Source organism: Segatella copri, assembly GCF_019249765.2.
GTDB classification, from domain to species: domain Bacteria; phylum Bacteroidota; class Bacteroidia; order Bacteroidales; family Bacteroidaceae; genus Prevotella; species Prevotella copri_K.
In genome coordinates this window covers 127,490-142,398 of sequence record NZ_CP152484.1, presented here as the reverse complement: position 1 = coordinate 142,398, position 14,909 = coordinate 127,490, and the positions used below count along the sequence as shown (strand labels likewise).

At 41.5% G+C, this 14,909-nt stretch carries 18 protein-coding genes; all 18 read right to left on the bottom strand.

Translation table 11 applies throughout. From position 1 onward, the window contains the following. Entirely contained in the window at nt 1–423 is a 423-nt protein-coding gene (locus KUA46_RS00595; protein WP_153139497.1) for a GPW/gp25 family protein, read from the bottom strand. A 23-nt stretch (nt 424–446) separates the two neighbouring features. Next, complete coding sequence (locus KUA46_RS00590; protein ID WP_094881139.1) at nt 447–746, bottom strand: PAAR domain-containing protein; 300 nt, start codon at nt 744–746, stop codon at nt 447–449. 7 nt (nt 747–753) lie between these two features. Next, a complete protein-coding gene (vgrG, locus tag KUA46_RS00585) occupies nt 754–2,529 on the bottom strand; it encodes a type VI secretion system tip protein VgrG (protein ID WP_218487249.1) in 1,776 nt (591 codons plus the stop codon). 18 nt (nt 2,530–2,547) lie between these two features. Further along, nucleotides 2,548–3,213: a CIS tube protein gene (locus tag KUA46_RS00580; protein ID WP_218487250.1), complete on the bottom strand. Its 666-nt coding sequence runs from the start codon at nt 3,211–3,213 to the stop codon at nt 2,548–2,550. Nucleotides 3,214–3,225: 12 nt separating this feature from the next. Beyond that, nucleotides 3,226–3,396, bottom strand: coding sequence for a hypothetical protein (locus tag KUA46_RS00575; RefSeq protein ID WP_218487251.1), 171 nt, complete (start codon nt 3,394–3,396; stop codon nt 3,226–3,228). Further along, the gene (locus KUA46_RS00570; RefSeq protein ID WP_218487252.1) at nt 3,396–3,857 is read right to left on the bottom strand and encodes a phage tail protein; all 462 of its coding nucleotides are present in this window, start codon (nt 3,855–3,857) and stop codon (nt 3,396–3,398) included. The genes KUA46_RS00575 and KUA46_RS00570 overlap by 1 nt, the downstream gene beginning before the upstream one ends. A 12-nt stretch (nt 3,858–3,869) precedes the next feature. Then, on the bottom strand, nt 3,870–4,325 hold the full coding sequence (locus KUA46_RS00565) for a phage tail protein (protein ID WP_172770375.1): 456 nt from the start codon (nt 4,323–4,325) through the stop codon (nt 3,870–3,872). A 35-nt stretch (nt 4,326–4,360) separates the two neighbouring features. Continuing rightward, nucleotides 4,361–5,851: a phage tail sheath family protein gene (locus KUA46_RS00560; RefSeq protein ID WP_218487253.1), complete on the bottom strand. Its 1,491-nt coding sequence runs from the start codon at nt 5,849–5,851 to the stop codon at nt 4,361–4,363. A 63-nt stretch (nt 5,852–5,914) separates the two neighbouring features. After that, the gene (locus KUA46_RS00555; RefSeq protein ID WP_218487254.1) at nt 5,915–6,697 is read right to left on the bottom strand and encodes a hypothetical protein; all 783 of its coding nucleotides are present in this window, start codon (nt 6,695–6,697) and stop codon (nt 5,915–5,917) included. Between the two features lie 10 nt (nt 6,698–6,707). Beyond that, entirely contained in the window at nt 6,708–7,238 is a 531-nt protein-coding gene (locus KUA46_RS00550; RefSeq protein WP_172770372.1) for a DUF4255 domain-containing protein, read from the bottom strand. Further along, nucleotides 7,238–8,173, bottom strand: a complete 936-nt coding sequence (locus tag KUA46_RS00545; RefSeq protein ID WP_334650061.1) for a fimbrillin family protein — start codon at nt 8,171–8,173, stop codon at nt 7,238–7,240. The genes KUA46_RS00550 and KUA46_RS00545 overlap by 1 nt, the downstream gene beginning before the upstream one ends. A gap of 22 nt (nt 8,174–8,195) precedes the next feature. Further along, nucleotides 8,196–9,080 (bottom strand): fimbrillin family protein, encoded by an 885-nt coding sequence (locus tag KUA46_RS00540; protein ID WP_218487833.1) that lies wholly within the window; start codon nt 9,078–9,080, stop codon nt 8,196–8,198. Between the two features lie 34 nt (nt 9,081–9,114). Continuing rightward, nucleotides 9,115–10,008 carry a FimB/Mfa2 family fimbrial subunit gene (locus tag KUA46_RS00535; protein ID WP_218487834.1) on the bottom strand — a complete coding sequence of 298 codons (894 nt, stop codon included), beginning with the start codon at nt 10,006–10,008 and terminating at the stop codon, nt 9,115–9,117. A gap of 20 nt (nt 10,009–10,028) precedes the next feature. Continuing rightward, nucleotides 10,029–11,261, bottom strand: a complete 1,233-nt coding sequence (locus tag KUA46_RS00530; protein WP_218487835.1) for an OmpA family protein — start codon at nt 11,259–11,261, stop codon at nt 10,029–10,031. A 500-nt stretch (nt 11,262–11,761) separates the two neighbouring features. After that, nucleotides 11,762–12,088: a helix-turn-helix domain-containing protein gene (locus KUA46_RS00525; protein WP_153091127.1), complete on the bottom strand. Its 327-nt coding sequence runs from the start codon at nt 12,086–12,088 to the stop codon at nt 11,762–11,764. Continuing rightward, entirely contained in the window at nt 12,058–12,888 is an 831-nt protein-coding gene (locus tag KUA46_RS00520) for a hypothetical protein (RefSeq protein WP_256625101.1), read from the bottom strand. Before KUA46_RS00520 ends, KUA46_RS00525 begins: the two co-directional genes overlap by 31 nt. Nucleotides 12,889–12,895: 7 nt before the next feature. Further along, nucleotides 12,896–14,470 (bottom strand): RNA-binding domain-containing protein, encoded by a 1,575-nt coding sequence (locus KUA46_RS00515; protein WP_420377688.1) that lies wholly within the window; start codon nt 14,468–14,470, stop codon nt 12,896–12,898. After that, the gene (locus tag KUA46_RS00510; protein WP_218487836.1) at nt 14,467–14,682 is read right to left on the bottom strand and encodes a helix-turn-helix transcriptional regulator; all 216 of its coding nucleotides are present in this window, start codon (nt 14,680–14,682) and stop codon (nt 14,467–14,469) included. Before KUA46_RS00510 ends, KUA46_RS00515 begins: the two co-directional genes overlap by 4 nt. Nucleotides 14,683–14,909 lie beyond the last annotated feature (227 nt).

Genomic DNA, 14,909 nt, shown 5'->3' with positions numbered 1-14,909 from the left:
TTATAAGTTTACTAAATCTGTTCCCTCTACAAAATAGAATGGATAAACCATATTGGTTCGTCGATTCGTCTGCCTTATCGTATAGTCTATGAGGATATTCATTTTCCCCTCGTCTTGTTTCTCCTCGAAATCAATCCGATTGACTATCACTCTTGGCTCAAACAGAATTATCGACTGTTCTATTCGGTCTCGTAACATCGTTCTTGTGGATGCCGTCATCATTTCAAAGGCGTATTCCCTAATGGGACAACCATACTCATAACGATGTACTCTTTCTCCAGGCATTGTACTCAACAAGGTCATAATGCTTTGCTGAATATTAGCCTCGTTTGCAACCATCTCAGTGGGTTGCGAACTTCCGCCACCTTTAAAGCGTGGAGGATAGTTCCATGCTATTCCTAAGAACGTTTTTGTATCTGTCATATCTCGTATCCATTTAATCATTTCTAACCACCTATGATAACTGTAGGACAACCCATGATGATGCTACCCCCATGCGCTGTTGTATCTCCCATCCTTGCAGCTGGTTTACCACCTATCATCACTGTTGTTGAACCTTTAATGATAGTGTCGGGCGGCCCAACGCAAGTAGCCATGTCGCCCATAACGGCTGCAGGAAGTTTTCCTATCAGTACCGTTGGCACTCCTGGCCCAATAATCGGACCGCCTACATGCGGAACAGGAGGAAGTCCTGGTGTCTGCATCGGACAGGTGTGCATATCTGTTAATCTTGCAGCATTTGGCATATCTTTATCAGTTTATCATTACCATTGCGCCTTTGACAGTGGTCTGACCAGAAGCTGAAAGTTCCGCCGTAGCATTGCCTTTGACCTTCGCACCGACTTTGGCTGTAACCTTTACGTTTGTTCCATTTATATCGACATCCGATTTTGCATCTATACTGACTTTTCCGGCTGCATTCTGTGCAATGTTACCTTTCGCTGTCAGTTTTATATTTTTTGAAGAGCTAAGTTCTATACCATTACTGTCCATGACAATCTTGTTTTTGTTTTGGTCTGTAACAGAGATGGATTTTCCCTCGTCACTCATCACTATCGTATTCTTTGCAGGCGTTTGAATTGTTATGATTTTCTTTTCCTCGTCAAACTCAACAGACATCTTTGAACGAGTCACAATCGCCTTTATGTTGTTTTTTGCTTCATATCCAAATGGAGGAGTGTGTTTGCTTCCATACATCCCTCCAAGGACTATCGGGTAGTTTGGGCTGTTATTGATGAATCCCACGACCACCTCGTCACCTATTTCGGGAAGAAAGAAGATTCCCGACTGATTGGTGGCATATACTGACGAAAGGCGAGCCCAAATCAATTTCTTTTCGCCGTCCATCCATGGCAGCTCTACCTGTATGCGGCATTGCTTGGATGTGTCACCATCAAGTTTCTTGACCACAGCAATGTGAAGCCCTTCCATTCCCGGTAAAAATCCTGCGGCAGTAGGAGCAATCACATCTGCTTCGTCTGTTATGTTGTTGGCAGGAACTCCCATGCCTACCTTTGTAATCCATTCATTTCGTTCTATCGTATGCGTCACAGACCCCACATAGACTTTTCCATTAAACCGCTTCCCCAATCCCTTTAGCTCTATGATACATCCAGGAACGACTTCGGCAGCTCCATAAAAGCTGAACGAACCGTGGTATCTTGCCAATCCTGCTTTCAACGCTTGGCTGTCAACCCATTGCTTTAGGGCGTTCTTGTCGAGAGGGGCATCAGTTTGCAATATTTGACTATCATCTCCTGCCAACTTTTTGATGGTGATGTCGCCTTGTTCGTTCAAAGTTGGCGCAGATGCAGTTTGCCTCACTTGGTTCTGCGTGGCAGGATCCCAAGAAACTGCCTCATACTTGCCATATTGCTCACTGCCAGAAAGTCCGCCATCGAAGTCTATCAAATCAACGCCATTAGTAACGGTCAGTACTGGCTTCCCACTTACCTTAGGCTTAAAGACGTTTATTTCTTTTCCTCTTGTATATATAAATAATCCATTGGCATCAGCCCTCGACAAGGCGAAGTCCCAATCGGAACAGTAATATTGTACCATTTCGGGATGTTGATAGGAAGTTGCATCGACATTTACCGTACCGTATGCTTTCAAAACGTCCTTTATTATTTCCGAATCCTTCTTTTTCTCGAATATCCGATTTTTACGTCCTTGTGTAGCATGATAAGCATAATCCCTACATTCCACTATCATCATGGAGCGTGAGTTCCGCCCCATTTTTATACCTATTTCAAGTATAACACCTTCAAAGATTGTATTTTGCTTGTCAATGTTGCCAACATCAATGCGTATGGTAGTTCCTGGTTTGAAAGAATTGGCATCAGTCTCATCAAAAGTCTGCTTGTCCATATCGCCAGCATAGAACTTCAATGTAGCCTTTCCTATTCGATTGATGGCAAGATGTACTTGGGCATAAACCAACTTGTAGGAGTCGTCCAGTGCCTTGCCGTCGCAATTGATAGTCCATGCAACGATTCTGTCCTTGTATTTTGATGGAGAGTCTGCCATATTCCTTATATGTTTATATTATTGACTTTTTCTCAATGGTGGAAACAGAAGTTCTGTTCCTGCTAGAATGTTTCTGAATCCGTTGAGATTATTAAATCTTGCCACTTGTGCAACCAAAGTTGAATCACCGTATGTCTCGTAGCAAAGTTTGGCAAGCGTATCACCATCCTTGACTGTTATGAGACGAGACATATCAGGAGAGTTCTTGGGATATTTCTTGCGTTCCTCATCGCTTGCCATATAGCCAACGAACTCCATTCCAACTTTTGCCCTAAGTGCATCGCCTGCGCCATTGAACAAAGAATAATCTACGTTCATCTTGGTGACCTGTCCCTTGAACATAACCGAGCCATAAACTATTTCTACATAGGACGGTCTGTGCAGTTCGCTATTGTAGCAATATACGCTGTCCTCTATCTCTTTGACCTTGGCGGTAGCAGTATCACTTTGTAGTGTTCCTTCAACAGCACCTGTACAGTCAATGGTAAAATCGAATGAGAGGTTTTCTGAGTCATATCTATCAAAGATGTTGTTCTTGCCGATCGCTCCCAGTTGCTTGTCTTTATTGTAACGTATTCTCTTTCCTGTCTTGATATTTTCAGGATTCAGTAAAATCGTTATCTGTCCACGTTGCTTGCTTCTGAACTTGTCATCAGAATATGCTTGTATGATAAGATGTTCCATAAGCTACAAATGTTAGCGATTGTTTTTCCTCTTATCCTGTGGATTTACATCTACATGGCATTCGAGTTCTTCTAATATCTCATTCTTTATCTTGTGATAAATCTCCTCTGATATTTCTTGGTGAGTGATGATTTTTTTCTCCACCACTGTATTCACCCTGATTTCCTTGATGACAATTGGCATTACTTAATCCTCCTCAATTTACTGTGTTTAAGTGTTAATGTTTCTATCGCCAAACTGCTGTTCTCTGCATTCAAATCGTCAAGTTTCCATTTATATGGGATAGCTCTTAGACATTCCCAGGAACTTATCGGATTATTCTGCTCGTCAAGCAATGAAATAATCAATGTACATGGCTCTATCTTCTTGTTTGTTTCCTTGAAGGTTATGCAGTCAGTCACCCACGTGTTGATATTGTCAGAGAGAGGTTCGAGTGCCCGAGCAAGGACAATGTCACTATGGCTTACGCCTGTTGGCAACCATAGGTCATTGTCTCCTTGCTGAGCCTGTTGTTGCAATTCCAACACCTGTTCTATGCCACTTACCGTCCTAAAGGAGGCTATGACATCACCACTTGGCAGTTTGAACACTACGCTGAAGTGGAATAGCACTGGAAGTGCCCAGTTGTTGGTATTTGCTGACATTTTCTTCTAAATTTAAATAGGTTTGACTCCTTCGTGAGCGAGCGTCATAGTTTCCATTGCCACGCTGTTACCTTCTGCCTTGAAGCCTTCTACTTGCATTTTCTTCGGCCAAGCATTTACAACTTGCCAGCTTTGGACAGGATTTCCAGACTCATCAAGTAGCTTGATGGTGATGGTCTCACGCTGAATAGTATTCATCTTCACTTGTCCAATGTAGTCCCACATCTTGGTGTCACTCATGAAGATTCCCTTCTTGAGGGTAATGTCGCTTGTCTTGCGCAGACCAGGCTGCTTCGTCTTTGTAAACTCAGGAGAGTCGCCTGCACGATATTCGATTACGTCAAATTCAGTCTCAAGCCCTGAAACCTCTTTGCATGAAATAACTCCTACATTGGTAATTTCCACACTAAAGTGAAATTCAGGTACCGGCCAAGTGTTTTGGCTTTGTGTTGCACCAGTCTCTGCCATAATATCTTGTTTTTAATCAATTACTAAATCATTCCTTAACTCTTTTGCACCTGCTGTTGGAAGGTAATCTCGATGAATTCTGCTGGACGAGTAATGGCTACCAACACGGTAATACGCATGATTCCGTTGAGAACATCGTCTTGCGTCATGGTTTCTCCAAGTCCAACTTGAACAGAATATGCATCTTCAGGAACAGAACCTGCAAGGCCACCTTGTTTCCATACACCATTTAAGAAGCTACCAATCATAGACTTCATATTGAGCCATGTATTAGAAACGTTTGGCTCAAACACATAAGCCTTGGCTGCATTCTTTACGGATTCCTCGATGAAAAGCATAGTGCGACGTACATTAATGTAACGCCAGTCTTGTGAATTTCCATCAAGTGTGCGAGCACCCCAAACCTTAATACCTTCACCAGGGAATGTACGAATGGCATTAATCGCTTTTCCGTTCATTGGCATATTCAGATCTTCCTGTTCAAGGTCGCTTATAGTCTCTGTAGGACTATTTACATAATTGAGAGAAACGTTTGCTGGAGCTTTCCATACACCACGGGTGTTGTCCACCATTGCATATATACCAGCCATTGCTGCAGAAGGAGGAAGTAGATTGAGATATTCCTTAACCTTGTTGGCGGCATTTTTATATTCATCCCAATTTATCAAAAGTGCACTATGTGCATTGTTGCGCGCTGTATCGGTGATTTCTTTTCCTTCTTCAATCTTGAAACAATCATCCAAATACTTTTGAAGTTTAGAGTTTTCTCCAAATACAGATTCCAATTTAGGAGCGGTTTCCCATCTGAGTACCGTTCCGTCAATATCCTTATCACTTATAACAGAAGTGTTCAAATAAGGATAGTATGCTGCACCGTAAGAAAGATAATTTGAACCTATGCCTGTTTGGAAGTCTTCTATTTGTTGCGACATTGGGTCTTCATCTTTTTCCTTTGGATGCACATCAAAGATTGCAAAACGATTCTGCATTTCACCACAGTGCATAATCACATCCGTTTGAATATTCTTGCAGGTTTCTTTTGCGGTATTAACAGCCTCTGGTACGACAATCAAAGTTACCTCACGAATCTTCTTTAACGAGTCTAAGGCTAATTTTATATTGTCATTGTCGATTTTTCCCTTTTTATAAGTTCCGACAGATACAATATAGCAAGTTCCACCTCCATTCGCAAAGAACATGACCATGTTATAGTATAAGGTATAAAGGGCAGAAGGATTTGACACCTTAAAGTATTGCCCCTCGACAATTTCTTTGCAATATAAAGCATTGTTGGAATCTGTGGCTATGCTCAGATTGAACACTGGTTTTGGTGCACCTCCAAAGTACTGAACAAACTCAGTCATTGAGGTGATTTTCCAAGGTTTGTTAGCCAAGGATTCCGAACCATTAACAGCCTTCTCTGTGATTCCGATGAAAGCGGGGATGGCGGTTGCGGCCTCGACAACACTTGTCGAAAAAGCGTTCTTCTCTTGAATGTAAACGCCTGGGGTCTTCATTTGTGCCATACGCATTGATGATTTTTGATAAACAAAAGCATCTGTAGTCAGATTGCATTTTGCATTTGGTTACTAAAAATAGCAGACTTGTCTCAATTTATCCGCTTTGCTTTTGAATTGACCTGGTATAGGATGCTCTATATTTCTCAGCAAATATTGTTTTTGCTCTTTGTCGTGGGTAACAATCAGATTCAATTTTATGTCATAGCGTTCCCGCATCGGCACTGCTTTCTCCGACACGGTGCGGAATGCGTTTCTTCCAAATTCATTTGTCCTTTCAAATGATTCAAACGTTAGTATTTCCTTGTCTGTTTCCAATTTCAAGCATTCTGAGGATATTTCTCTATTCGTATTTTGACAAATGAAGACATATTCCCAAAAACGCTCAGGAGTTTTGAATATTAGAGTGTTCTTCAGTGGAACATCCTTCTTTGCTGCTTGCCATAACTCTTCTGTCAAATGAATCATTATTGTGCAAAATGGTATTCCAAAACTCCTTTTCACTCCTATTTCAGTTATCACGTCTGTAGCATTAACTTCGGACTTTCCAATCGGTAAGTCTATCTGATAGGCAACCATTGGATTGAAGTTTTGCCATTCGGTGTAAAAAACAAATGCAGGTTCAGACATCAAGACTCCAAACTCAATGATGTCAGATTCGGTATCTAAACCTGCATTTTCCGTATCATACAATATCGTCCATTCGTTTTCGTCAGTCTGTCGAAACAGCAAACCCCGTTGCGCCATCAGCTTTTGGGCTGAAGGTAGGACAGAACACATCAAGGCATTACCGTTACTATCCTCAAAGTATTCATGCTCTATACGAAAGCTATATAATGAACGATATGTACTCATGCTGTCAATTTTATGTTTGTACTTCTGTGTTCTGAGCAGTTGAACCGCTTGATTTAATTTCATTGGAATCAATTACAACTCCAGTGAGTTTACACACAACAGAAGGATAATATTGCCCTCCCATTGTTGTCCAAATGTTATGGAAGTCAAATGTGGATACTGTTTCCAAAGTTAGAGTATATTTCACATTGTCAACCATAAACTTCTGCTGTGACTGTATGAAAGCCAATGCCTTGGAAAATACTGACAATGATTCCGCATATTGCTTTTCCTCAAAAACAGCCGCAAACATTACTTTCAGATTCAGCAAGAATGGGGCAGAAGAGGATGTGAAGCTGCCACCATAAGTCTGAACATTGTTTGAGATACCTCCTGCAGTTTCTCGTTCCACATTCACCAATGAAACGATTACCTTATTAGGAATTTCTCCTGTTCTTTGACCTATATGTCCAACTTCTGCAAGCCCTTGTGGTCGATGGTAGTATCGACCAAGATAGCTATTGAGTTGCTCTGCGCAATATGTCAGTATTTTCTTTATCATTACAAATCTATATCTGCGTCTAAATCACTTGAATCATCATTTTCCCAAGGAACTATATTAGCTTTTTCTATAGTAATCCCCGTATTTTTAACAGTTATGTTGTATATATATTTTTTGCCACCTTCAAATTTTCCATTGGTGGATGGTGTTATAGGGGTTGTGTATTTTACTTCGCTATCATTCAACAACAAGTAAATCTCTATATCCATTTTATTGCTTTCAAGGCTTTGCGGCAACATGATATAAGCAAAACTTTCTTCGCTTTCAAAAGGTACATCATTAAAAACACGAGTAAGAGTAGCTCTGTCACCAGCAGTTTCAACCGAACCTGTTCTTGTGTCAAATTTACCGCTTGTAAATATTCCTTTCATATTCAAGCTATTGAATTTATAATTGTTATATTTGACACCCTGCCCTGGCTTAATTTTGAATTCAACCAAACTCATACAATGCTTAAAGCGATGTTCTGCATCTGTAAAATTCACAGTTGGAGATGCTTTACTTGCAGTAGCTCCTGAGGCAAAAAGTACATCAGCCTTACAAGGTTGGTTTGCTTCTACCTCAGCTATATTCCAATTCATTTTACCATCAGTTAAGAATTTGCTATAAGGATAGTATGCACTAAATGTTGTCTCTTTGTTGTCCTTGAAATAGATGATGTTGTTATTGTCAGCAGCTTCAAAAGTACCATCCCCATTTGTTGTTACATACTTTTTGTTGTCTCCTGTTGTATTGCCAGAAGATGTGGCATATACGCCAATGGCATCATTCTTAGACCATGTATCGTCAGTGGTGGCACGTGTGATGTTTTTAACAATGTCCGCCTGTACGGTAGCAGCAACAGGACCATTGTTGCCGATACCGTCTTCTTCGTTAGCGCAAGCTGCAAACAGCAATGCTGCGGCAGCGATGTATAAGAATCTAAATTTCTTCATAAACGTTATATTTTAAGTGTTGTTATTGTGCTATATGTTCATTATCGTCTCCAGCCTTTATCCAAGGCTCAATGTTTCCAGAAATATCTACGGCAGAACGACTCAATTTTACTACTGTATAGTGGTATCTGTTGCCACCCTCAAGTTTTGCAGGCATTGTCCATACGAAAGGAGCGTCGTAACCATTGTTGAGGTCAAACTCTATCACTCGGCTTGCTTCTTCTGTAGGGAGCAGGATTGCCTCATACAGCTTGCCAGCTTGGGTAGTTTTCATCTTGATGTCCGTAGGATTTCCTTCACCAGAGATGGTCCCATCCGCAAGATTGAAAGTGGCTTTGGTATTCTGACCTTTCACTGTCACAGTCATTTTCTTAAGGTCTTCTTGCGTGAGACCGTTACCTGGTTGAACATCCAAAACAAGATTGCTTAACTTATGGTAGAACTTCAAGAATACCTGTGGCGTAGCTTTGTTGCAGCCTTCTGTCTTGGCATACATGAAGTCGATAGCTTCTTGTTTCCCTTGGTCTGTTACATCAAGTGCTACCTTGTAATCATTGACAGTGGTCTGTGGATAGTAAGAATAGAAGTCCACATCTCCATCTATCGGGAAGAAAACAGTCTTACCTCCAGAAACAGGTGAAAAGCCTATACTTCCACTTGTCTGATAGCAAATATTGTCAACACCCTCTTGGATAGCATCTGCCGAGAGAGGCTGTTTGGTACCTGTCATGAAGATACCGATCATGTCACCTTCAGCCCAAGCTAAACCGGCAGCACGGGTGTTTACGCTAATACCACCAGTAAACTGCACGGCTACCTTATCGTTCTGGACAGAAGGTGCGGTGTCTTCTGTACTGCATGAAACCATTGCACCAGCCAAGAGTGCAAGGGCGAAAAACTTCGTCATTTTTTTCATCTTATCAATATTTTAAAAGTTATTATTATTTTATTTCTACTTCATTGTTGAGGTTCGTCCAACCGTTGATGGTAGCTTCCAGATTCATCTTTGGCTGCATTTGGTTGTAGTTGAGTCGCAACTCATACTTTCCTCCAACCTTCATCGCAGGAGCGGTGATGTCATACTCTTGCAAGGTCCCGTTAGGCAGCAAGAGGCGGAGATAAACATGAGAGGCGGGGCTTCCCTGTATGGTCGGCATCAGTCGGATGACTTCTGATTTCAGGGTTGATTCTGTAGCCAGGATAGTAGGTATTTCCACTTCCGTTGGCTCTATGCTCGGCAATCCATATTCTCCATCACTGTTCTTCTGTGTAGGGAACAGACACCAGGCTGCATCTAATGCCTTGCCACTCATCTCTGTACCTTTAGGTACATTCTCTATGATGATGGTCAGTTCGGCAAGCACGCTCTTCATCGGGTTTTGCACCACATAGCTGCCTTCCTTGTTATCTATCTTCACATCGGCAACTCCGAAATAGGCATTGTTCCTTACATCCTTAGGATTGGTCAAACCTATCTGAATATTGTTCCAGTTAGTCAAAGCCCTGGTCTGGTCAGTGGTGAAGAATGGCTCTATGAGATTGGTAATAGCCAATATCTGATAATGCCCTTCAGGAAGAGCGAAGCGTTGGCTTGCTACCTCCTGTGCACTGCCACCATGTTTTTCCTCTACAAGCGAACCGTCATCGGCATTGAATATCCAGAGCTTCACGTCCTTCACATCCGTGCCTTGGTCGGCTTCATCCGCCCAAGTGAGCGATACAGACAAGCCACTTTCTTCCTCGTCAGAATGAACATCATGGTCGCAACTTGCCAACAGGCATGGGACGCATACCAGCACCCATAACCAAATATTAAATCTTCTTTTTGCTTTCATTCTCTATCTTGTTTTATGGGTTACTTATTATTGTCTTTAGTCTCTACTCGGCGAGCCTTATCCGCATCTTGGGTGTCATCGCTACCATTTCCTATTGCAGTAATGCGATTAGCCTCTATGCCATTCTTCGCAAGCCAGGTTTTTACGGCTTCTGCACGCTGGCGAGATATACGTTTATTGACAGCCACGCTGCCTTTTGTGTCACACCAACCTGTTACCGTCACCTTCATGTTCGGATTCTCTTTCAATGTTTTGAGAATAGCATTCAATTTAGTCTCTTCATTTTGCTGGATGTCGATACTATTGAAGGTGAAATATATGACAGGGAAAGTCACCTTTGCAGATTCTTTTATGTCTTGTTCTGCAACTTTTGTTTCTGCCTTATCCACTGTTTCTTTCTGATTGACATTCTCCGAAGAAGTTGGTTCTTGTTGTAGAACTTCCTTTTGTAGAACCTCCTTTTGTGGAACTGATGGAGTTTCTGCTATCTTGTTCTTCTTTTTAGAGAGGTTAATCCCTAATCTTACTCCACTTTCCCAAACAAAGTTGTTCTTATGCAGATGTTCTGGCATTCCGTCCATACGTTCGCCAGTAAGACGAGTCAAACCGGAATAGATGCCCAATTTCAGACATGAAGTCAGTTGGTAACCCACCTGCAAGTCTGCGCCATAACCCAAATGCCAGTTGGTAGAACCTTTCATTACCTTGGCATCATCGGCTATAGTACGGATATCAGCCTTGGTCGTTACTGCATATATATGAGGTGAAACAGCCAAATCCCATCGGCTGTCAGCTGTTTGATGGAACAACCCAAGGAGGTTAACGTTCACTCTTGCCCCATATCTGCCCATTCTGACATGGCTTTTCAGATTGGTATATTCCCAACTGTCCATGCCTAAGACACCTGCGTTGTAAAGCACACCGTCGCTACCCAACCAATAGTTACGTTCTACACAACAGTCTTGTGCCGACAAGTTCATCTCTCCATACTTGGCAGATAATTCTGCCGAGAAGATAGAGTTGAAACGATAGCCCCCATATAAGCCAGCAGCCCAACCGAGGTGCGTCTTGTCATGTCCGAAACTTGAGAAAGTAGAGAAACCGAAAGGCATTCCACCCTCAATACCGACGTACCAGCCTTGCGAAATAGTCTTTCCATCTTCTTTTACTTCTGCTTTCGCAAAAGAAAATGGAAGAATAAATGCAAGCATTGCGACCAGCAACCGATTTTTTGTTGTCAAATAATTTATCATATCATTCATTTTTTTACCGTAAAAAATAAAGATCTATCTCCAATTACAGGACAAGTATCCACCATAAAGCTAATTCATCCATTCTATCCGAAACTCACTCCAGAAAATACAAGAGGTTTGTTAGGAAGATAAATATGGATGCAAAGAACAAATATATATAAAAGCGTTCCCTCTTGATGAAGTCACGAAAGCTATAGCGAGCCTTATAGTGATCATCAAGATATATCCTGTACTCATGTATCATGGCATATCCCAAGATAATACCTAATATGAGTACAAACACCCCGATGATGATCAGGGCTAATTCTATCCTTGGTATAGATTCTAACATTTCTTTCATGGCACAAAGATAGTGTTTTTCATGTAAAAAAGGAGGCGCATTCCCCTGTCAATGTGTCTACTTCCTATGTTTTAGGTGTCTACTTCGTAGGAAGTAGACACCCTTTTTAACGTATTTTTTCATTTCGCAATGCGTTTTTCTGGTATTTATTGAAAAATGGTTAATCCTGTTTTTCATCATCTGGGGCTGCATTTGCAACTTGTTCTTCTCGCCATTCGGTAGGCGTACAACCTTCCTTTGACTTGAATATCCTGTACAGATAGGTACGGGCAGAGAAGCCACACTCGGCAGAAATAATGTCATTACTATAGTCTGGAAATTCAAACATCATCTTCTTTGCCGCATTGAAACGTATATCACCAAGCCATATTCTGAATGTAGTTTTCAGATACTGGTCGAAGAATACAGATAACTCATCCTTGGAGATACAAAGTGTGCGAGAAAGCGTCAACATGTTTACATTACAATCCTTATAGCCCAAATCCATACACCATTGGTCAAGACTGTTTTGGATAAAGTTTCTGCGCTCCTCAGACAATTGATGTAAAGTTTTTTCTCTCTGCTTCGTTGATTTTCCTCTTCTTTATCCAATAGCTCTTCTGTTGGAATATAACTGCTGCCGAGAGCGATAAACGTAAGGTTGAAGAACAGCAAGGCAAGCAATACGGCTGGACCTACTATATATAATAAGGTAGTAGAAAAGATGGCAACTGGCATAGCGAGAACTGCGAGCCATAGAATGATTACACTTGCACGCGAATATTTCACGTAAGGCAACAAATCAGTTGCCGCCATTGTCTCCAACATATTTTTACGCCTAATCATCTCCTGAATAATCATGTATATGCAATAGAAAACACTTACGCAAAACAGAGTCAGCATCAGATAAAGCCCTCCTCTGATATACAGGCTATGATGGAGATTGATACCCACGCAAAAGACCACAATGATGGCAGCATAAATACCACTGCACATCAGTATCATCTTTCTGAGGTTAGCACGGGTGGTTTCTATGTTGTAGATTCCTATGGAGATAAGCGAGAAGCAGGGGGTATAGAGGAGGATGTTGATGACCGCCCCCAGATTATCGTGCATAGCACGGAACCCGAAAGTCATCTGCAGCACATATTGTATCGCCAGTCCTATCAGGGCAGCAACGATCATCCATCGAGAACGCTCATACCGCTTGTTCTCCCATCTTACATGCAGATGAGAGAGTGCTACGATGAAGGCATTGATGAGCATGAATATAAAACATGCAAACTGAAGTAGAAATAATGAATCCATACGCTTCTTATCTTTTGTTTACTTTCTTGTATTTTTGATTACTTGCTGTAGGATTATCTGGATTAGTCATCTGCAAATATCCTGCTGCAACAAGGGAGGTGATGTAACGCTCTCGGTTCTTGGTTTGATTGGATAAGCCAAGGCGTTCCATAATCTCTGCGGTGGTTCGAGGAACAGAACAGAAATTGACTATATCCCTTTGCTTATTAGACAATGACACTTTTTTAGTGTCAGAGTCTTGGACTTGGTTACTTTTCCCTTCGACTTCGTTACTTTTGCCCTCGACTTCGTTACTTATTTGTTCGACTTGGTTACTTTTTTCCTCAACTTGGTTACTTTTTTCCTCAACTTGGTTACTTTCTCCTCTCCAAACCGTGATGACAAATTCCTGTGCCTTGTCATTATTCATAAACGTTACATTGATATCTTCGTCCAGTGCACGAGTGATGCCGCTACCTACACCAGTGTATGGCAGCAAGTATATGGCATTGTTAAAAAGGAACGTATTGCGAGGCATGGAAGTTCCAGCCTTGATGTCATCAATAGTGAGTCCGTTAGGCAATGCACCAGGACTGTGAATCTCCACACGATTGTCGAAAATGAAAATGCGAACAGGGGCTTTCATGTTCAACGAACGGTGTACAAGGCTGTTTACCGTGAACTCAACCAAACTGGTGTAAGGTATTTCCAACTTTCCGATACTGTTGAATTCTTCTCCCACCTGCACATTATGCAGATTACGAGTGAAGAAATCCATGATAGTGTCATATTGGTGAAGCAGATTCCCCTCCATATCTGCATCATTCACCTTGTCACGGAACACCTTGCCGCCGATGCTGTTGCCAGCAAAACAGATGCACTTGGCTGTCATCATTGGCATCCAGCGTTGGGTGTATTTGCCAAACAGAAGCATGGCTGCAACAGTCAGTGTACCATCAGGACGGATAAATCGCAGGTTGCGAAGTATCTTCTCACAGTCATGTCCCTTAGCTATGGCAGAACAAATCATATCAAGTGATGCTTCATTAAAAGCGTCACCTGTCAAGCCTTTCTTTTCCAACACTCTTTCAAAACGGTTGCCAAGAAACTGCTTGATGGTCGTTGCATCAAGGTCGTTGACAGTTGCATCCCTAACACCAGCCTCGTCTGGAGCAAAACTACCGCAGTCGGTCATCATTTCTGCAAGTTCGGCATTATCGAACACTTTACGCTTGTCGGCACCATTCTTCACCCATACGATTCCCTTGTTGTCATGATAAGGCTTGTTGAGTCCTTCCTTCACAGTAACAACAACCAAGTTGCCATCCTCAACCTCAACAGTATCTATCTTTATCAGAATGGATGGCACTACGTTTTCTGAAGCAATGTCACTCAACAAATTGGTTGTTTCTTGTACTTCAGAATACGACAAGGCATTAGTTTCTCCGGTCTTATCCTTTATACCAACTACCAATTTGCCACCATGTGAATTACTGAACGCCACTAACTCACAGGCAATATCATATTTGTCGAGAATGCGTTCCTTGAACTGCACCCCCGACACCTCGCCAGCCTTTATCTGTTTCAATATATCGTTCATCATTCTTTGATACATTCTTTGTTCAACAAATCGTTTACATCCACTTTCAGCAAATCAGAAATCCGTATTAAGGTTTCCAAGTCTGGTTGGCAAGTGTTGGTGCACCATTTAGAAATGGTTGCTTGGTCTTTACCCAACATTTCTGCCAACCACTTGTTTGGGTGCTTGGTTACTGCCAACATAATCTTCAATCTGTTTACATCTTTCTTTGCCATACTTTTATAGATATATAATTCGTATGCAAAAATACAATAATTATTCTAAATATTGCTGTGATATTTCCAAAAAGTTTGTTTTAAAGGCTATTTATTGAATATTTCGCCATTTTTTAGATAAGAACAGGGGTATCTTATTATGATAAAAACATTAAGATACCCCTATATATAATAAGGTGTCATAACCGACAGAAGGAGCGTGCTTGTTTTCCAACTATGCTTTGTTC

Bases quoted from the DNA above. Each gene is read 5' to 3' on its own strand.
- KUA46_RS00595 (WP_153139497.1), bottom strand. From the start codon at position 423: ATGACAGATACAAAAACGTTCTTAGGAATAGCATGGAACTATCCTCCA.
- KUA46_RS00590 (WP_094881139.1), bottom strand. From the start codon at position 746: ATGCCAAATGCTGCAAGATTAACAGATATGCACACCTGTCCGATGCAG.
- vgrG (WP_218487249.1), bottom strand. From the start codon at position 2,529: ATGGCAGACTCTCCATCAAAATACAAGGACAGAATCGTTGCATGGACT.
- KUA46_RS00580 (WP_218487250.1), bottom strand. From the start codon at position 3,213: ATGGAACATCTTATCATACAAGCATATTCTGATGACAAGTTCAGAAGC.
- KUA46_RS00575 (WP_218487251.1), bottom strand. From the start codon at position 3,396: ATGCCAATTGTCATCAAGGAAATCAGGGTGAATACAGTGGTGGAGAAA.
- KUA46_RS00570 (WP_218487252.1), bottom strand. From the start codon at position 3,857: ATGTCAGCAAATACCAACAACTGGGCACTTCCAGTGCTATTCCACTTC.
- KUA46_RS00565 (WP_172770375.1), bottom strand. From the start codon at position 4,325: ATGGCAGAGACTGGTGCAACACAAAGCCAAAACACTTGGCCGGTACCT.
- KUA46_RS00560 (WP_218487253.1), bottom strand. From the start codon at position 5,851: ATGGCACAAATGAAGACCCCAGGCGTTTACATTCAAGAGAAGAACGCT.
- KUA46_RS00555 (WP_218487254.1), bottom strand. From the start codon at position 6,697: ATGAGTACATATCGTTCATTATATAGCTTTCGTATAGAGCATGAATAC.
- KUA46_RS00550 (WP_172770372.1), bottom strand. From the start codon at position 7,238: ATGATAAAGAAAATACTGACATATTGCGCAGAGCAACTCAATAGCTAT.
- KUA46_RS00545 (WP_334650061.1), bottom strand. From the start codon at position 8,173: ATGAAGAAATTTAGATTCTTATACATCGCTGCCGCAGCATTGCTGTTT.
- KUA46_RS00540 (WP_218487833.1), bottom strand. From the start codon at position 9,080: ATGACGAAGTTTTTCGCCCTTGCACTCTTGGCTGGTGCAATGGTTTCA.
- KUA46_RS00535 (WP_218487834.1), bottom strand. From the start codon at position 10,008: ATGAAAGCAAAAAGAAGATTTAATATTTGGTTATGGGTGCTGGTATGC.
- KUA46_RS00530 (WP_218487835.1), bottom strand. From the start codon at position 11,261: ATGATAAATTATTTGACAACAAAAAATCGGTTGCTGGTCGCAATGCTT.
- KUA46_RS00525 (WP_153091127.1), bottom strand. From the start codon at position 12,088: ATGGATTTGGGCTATAAGGATTGTAATGTAAACATGTTGACGCTTTCT.
- KUA46_RS00520 (WP_256625101.1), bottom strand. From the start codon at position 12,888: ATGGATTCATTATTTCTACTTCAGTTTGCATGTTTTATATTCATGCTC.
- KUA46_RS00515 (WP_420377688.1), bottom strand. From the start codon at position 14,470: ATGATGAACGATATATTGAAACAGATAAAGGCTGGCGAGGTGTCGGGG.
- KUA46_RS00510 (WP_218487836.1), bottom strand. From the start codon at position 14,682: ATGGCAAAGAAAGATGTAAACAGATTGAAGATTATGTTGGCAGTAACC.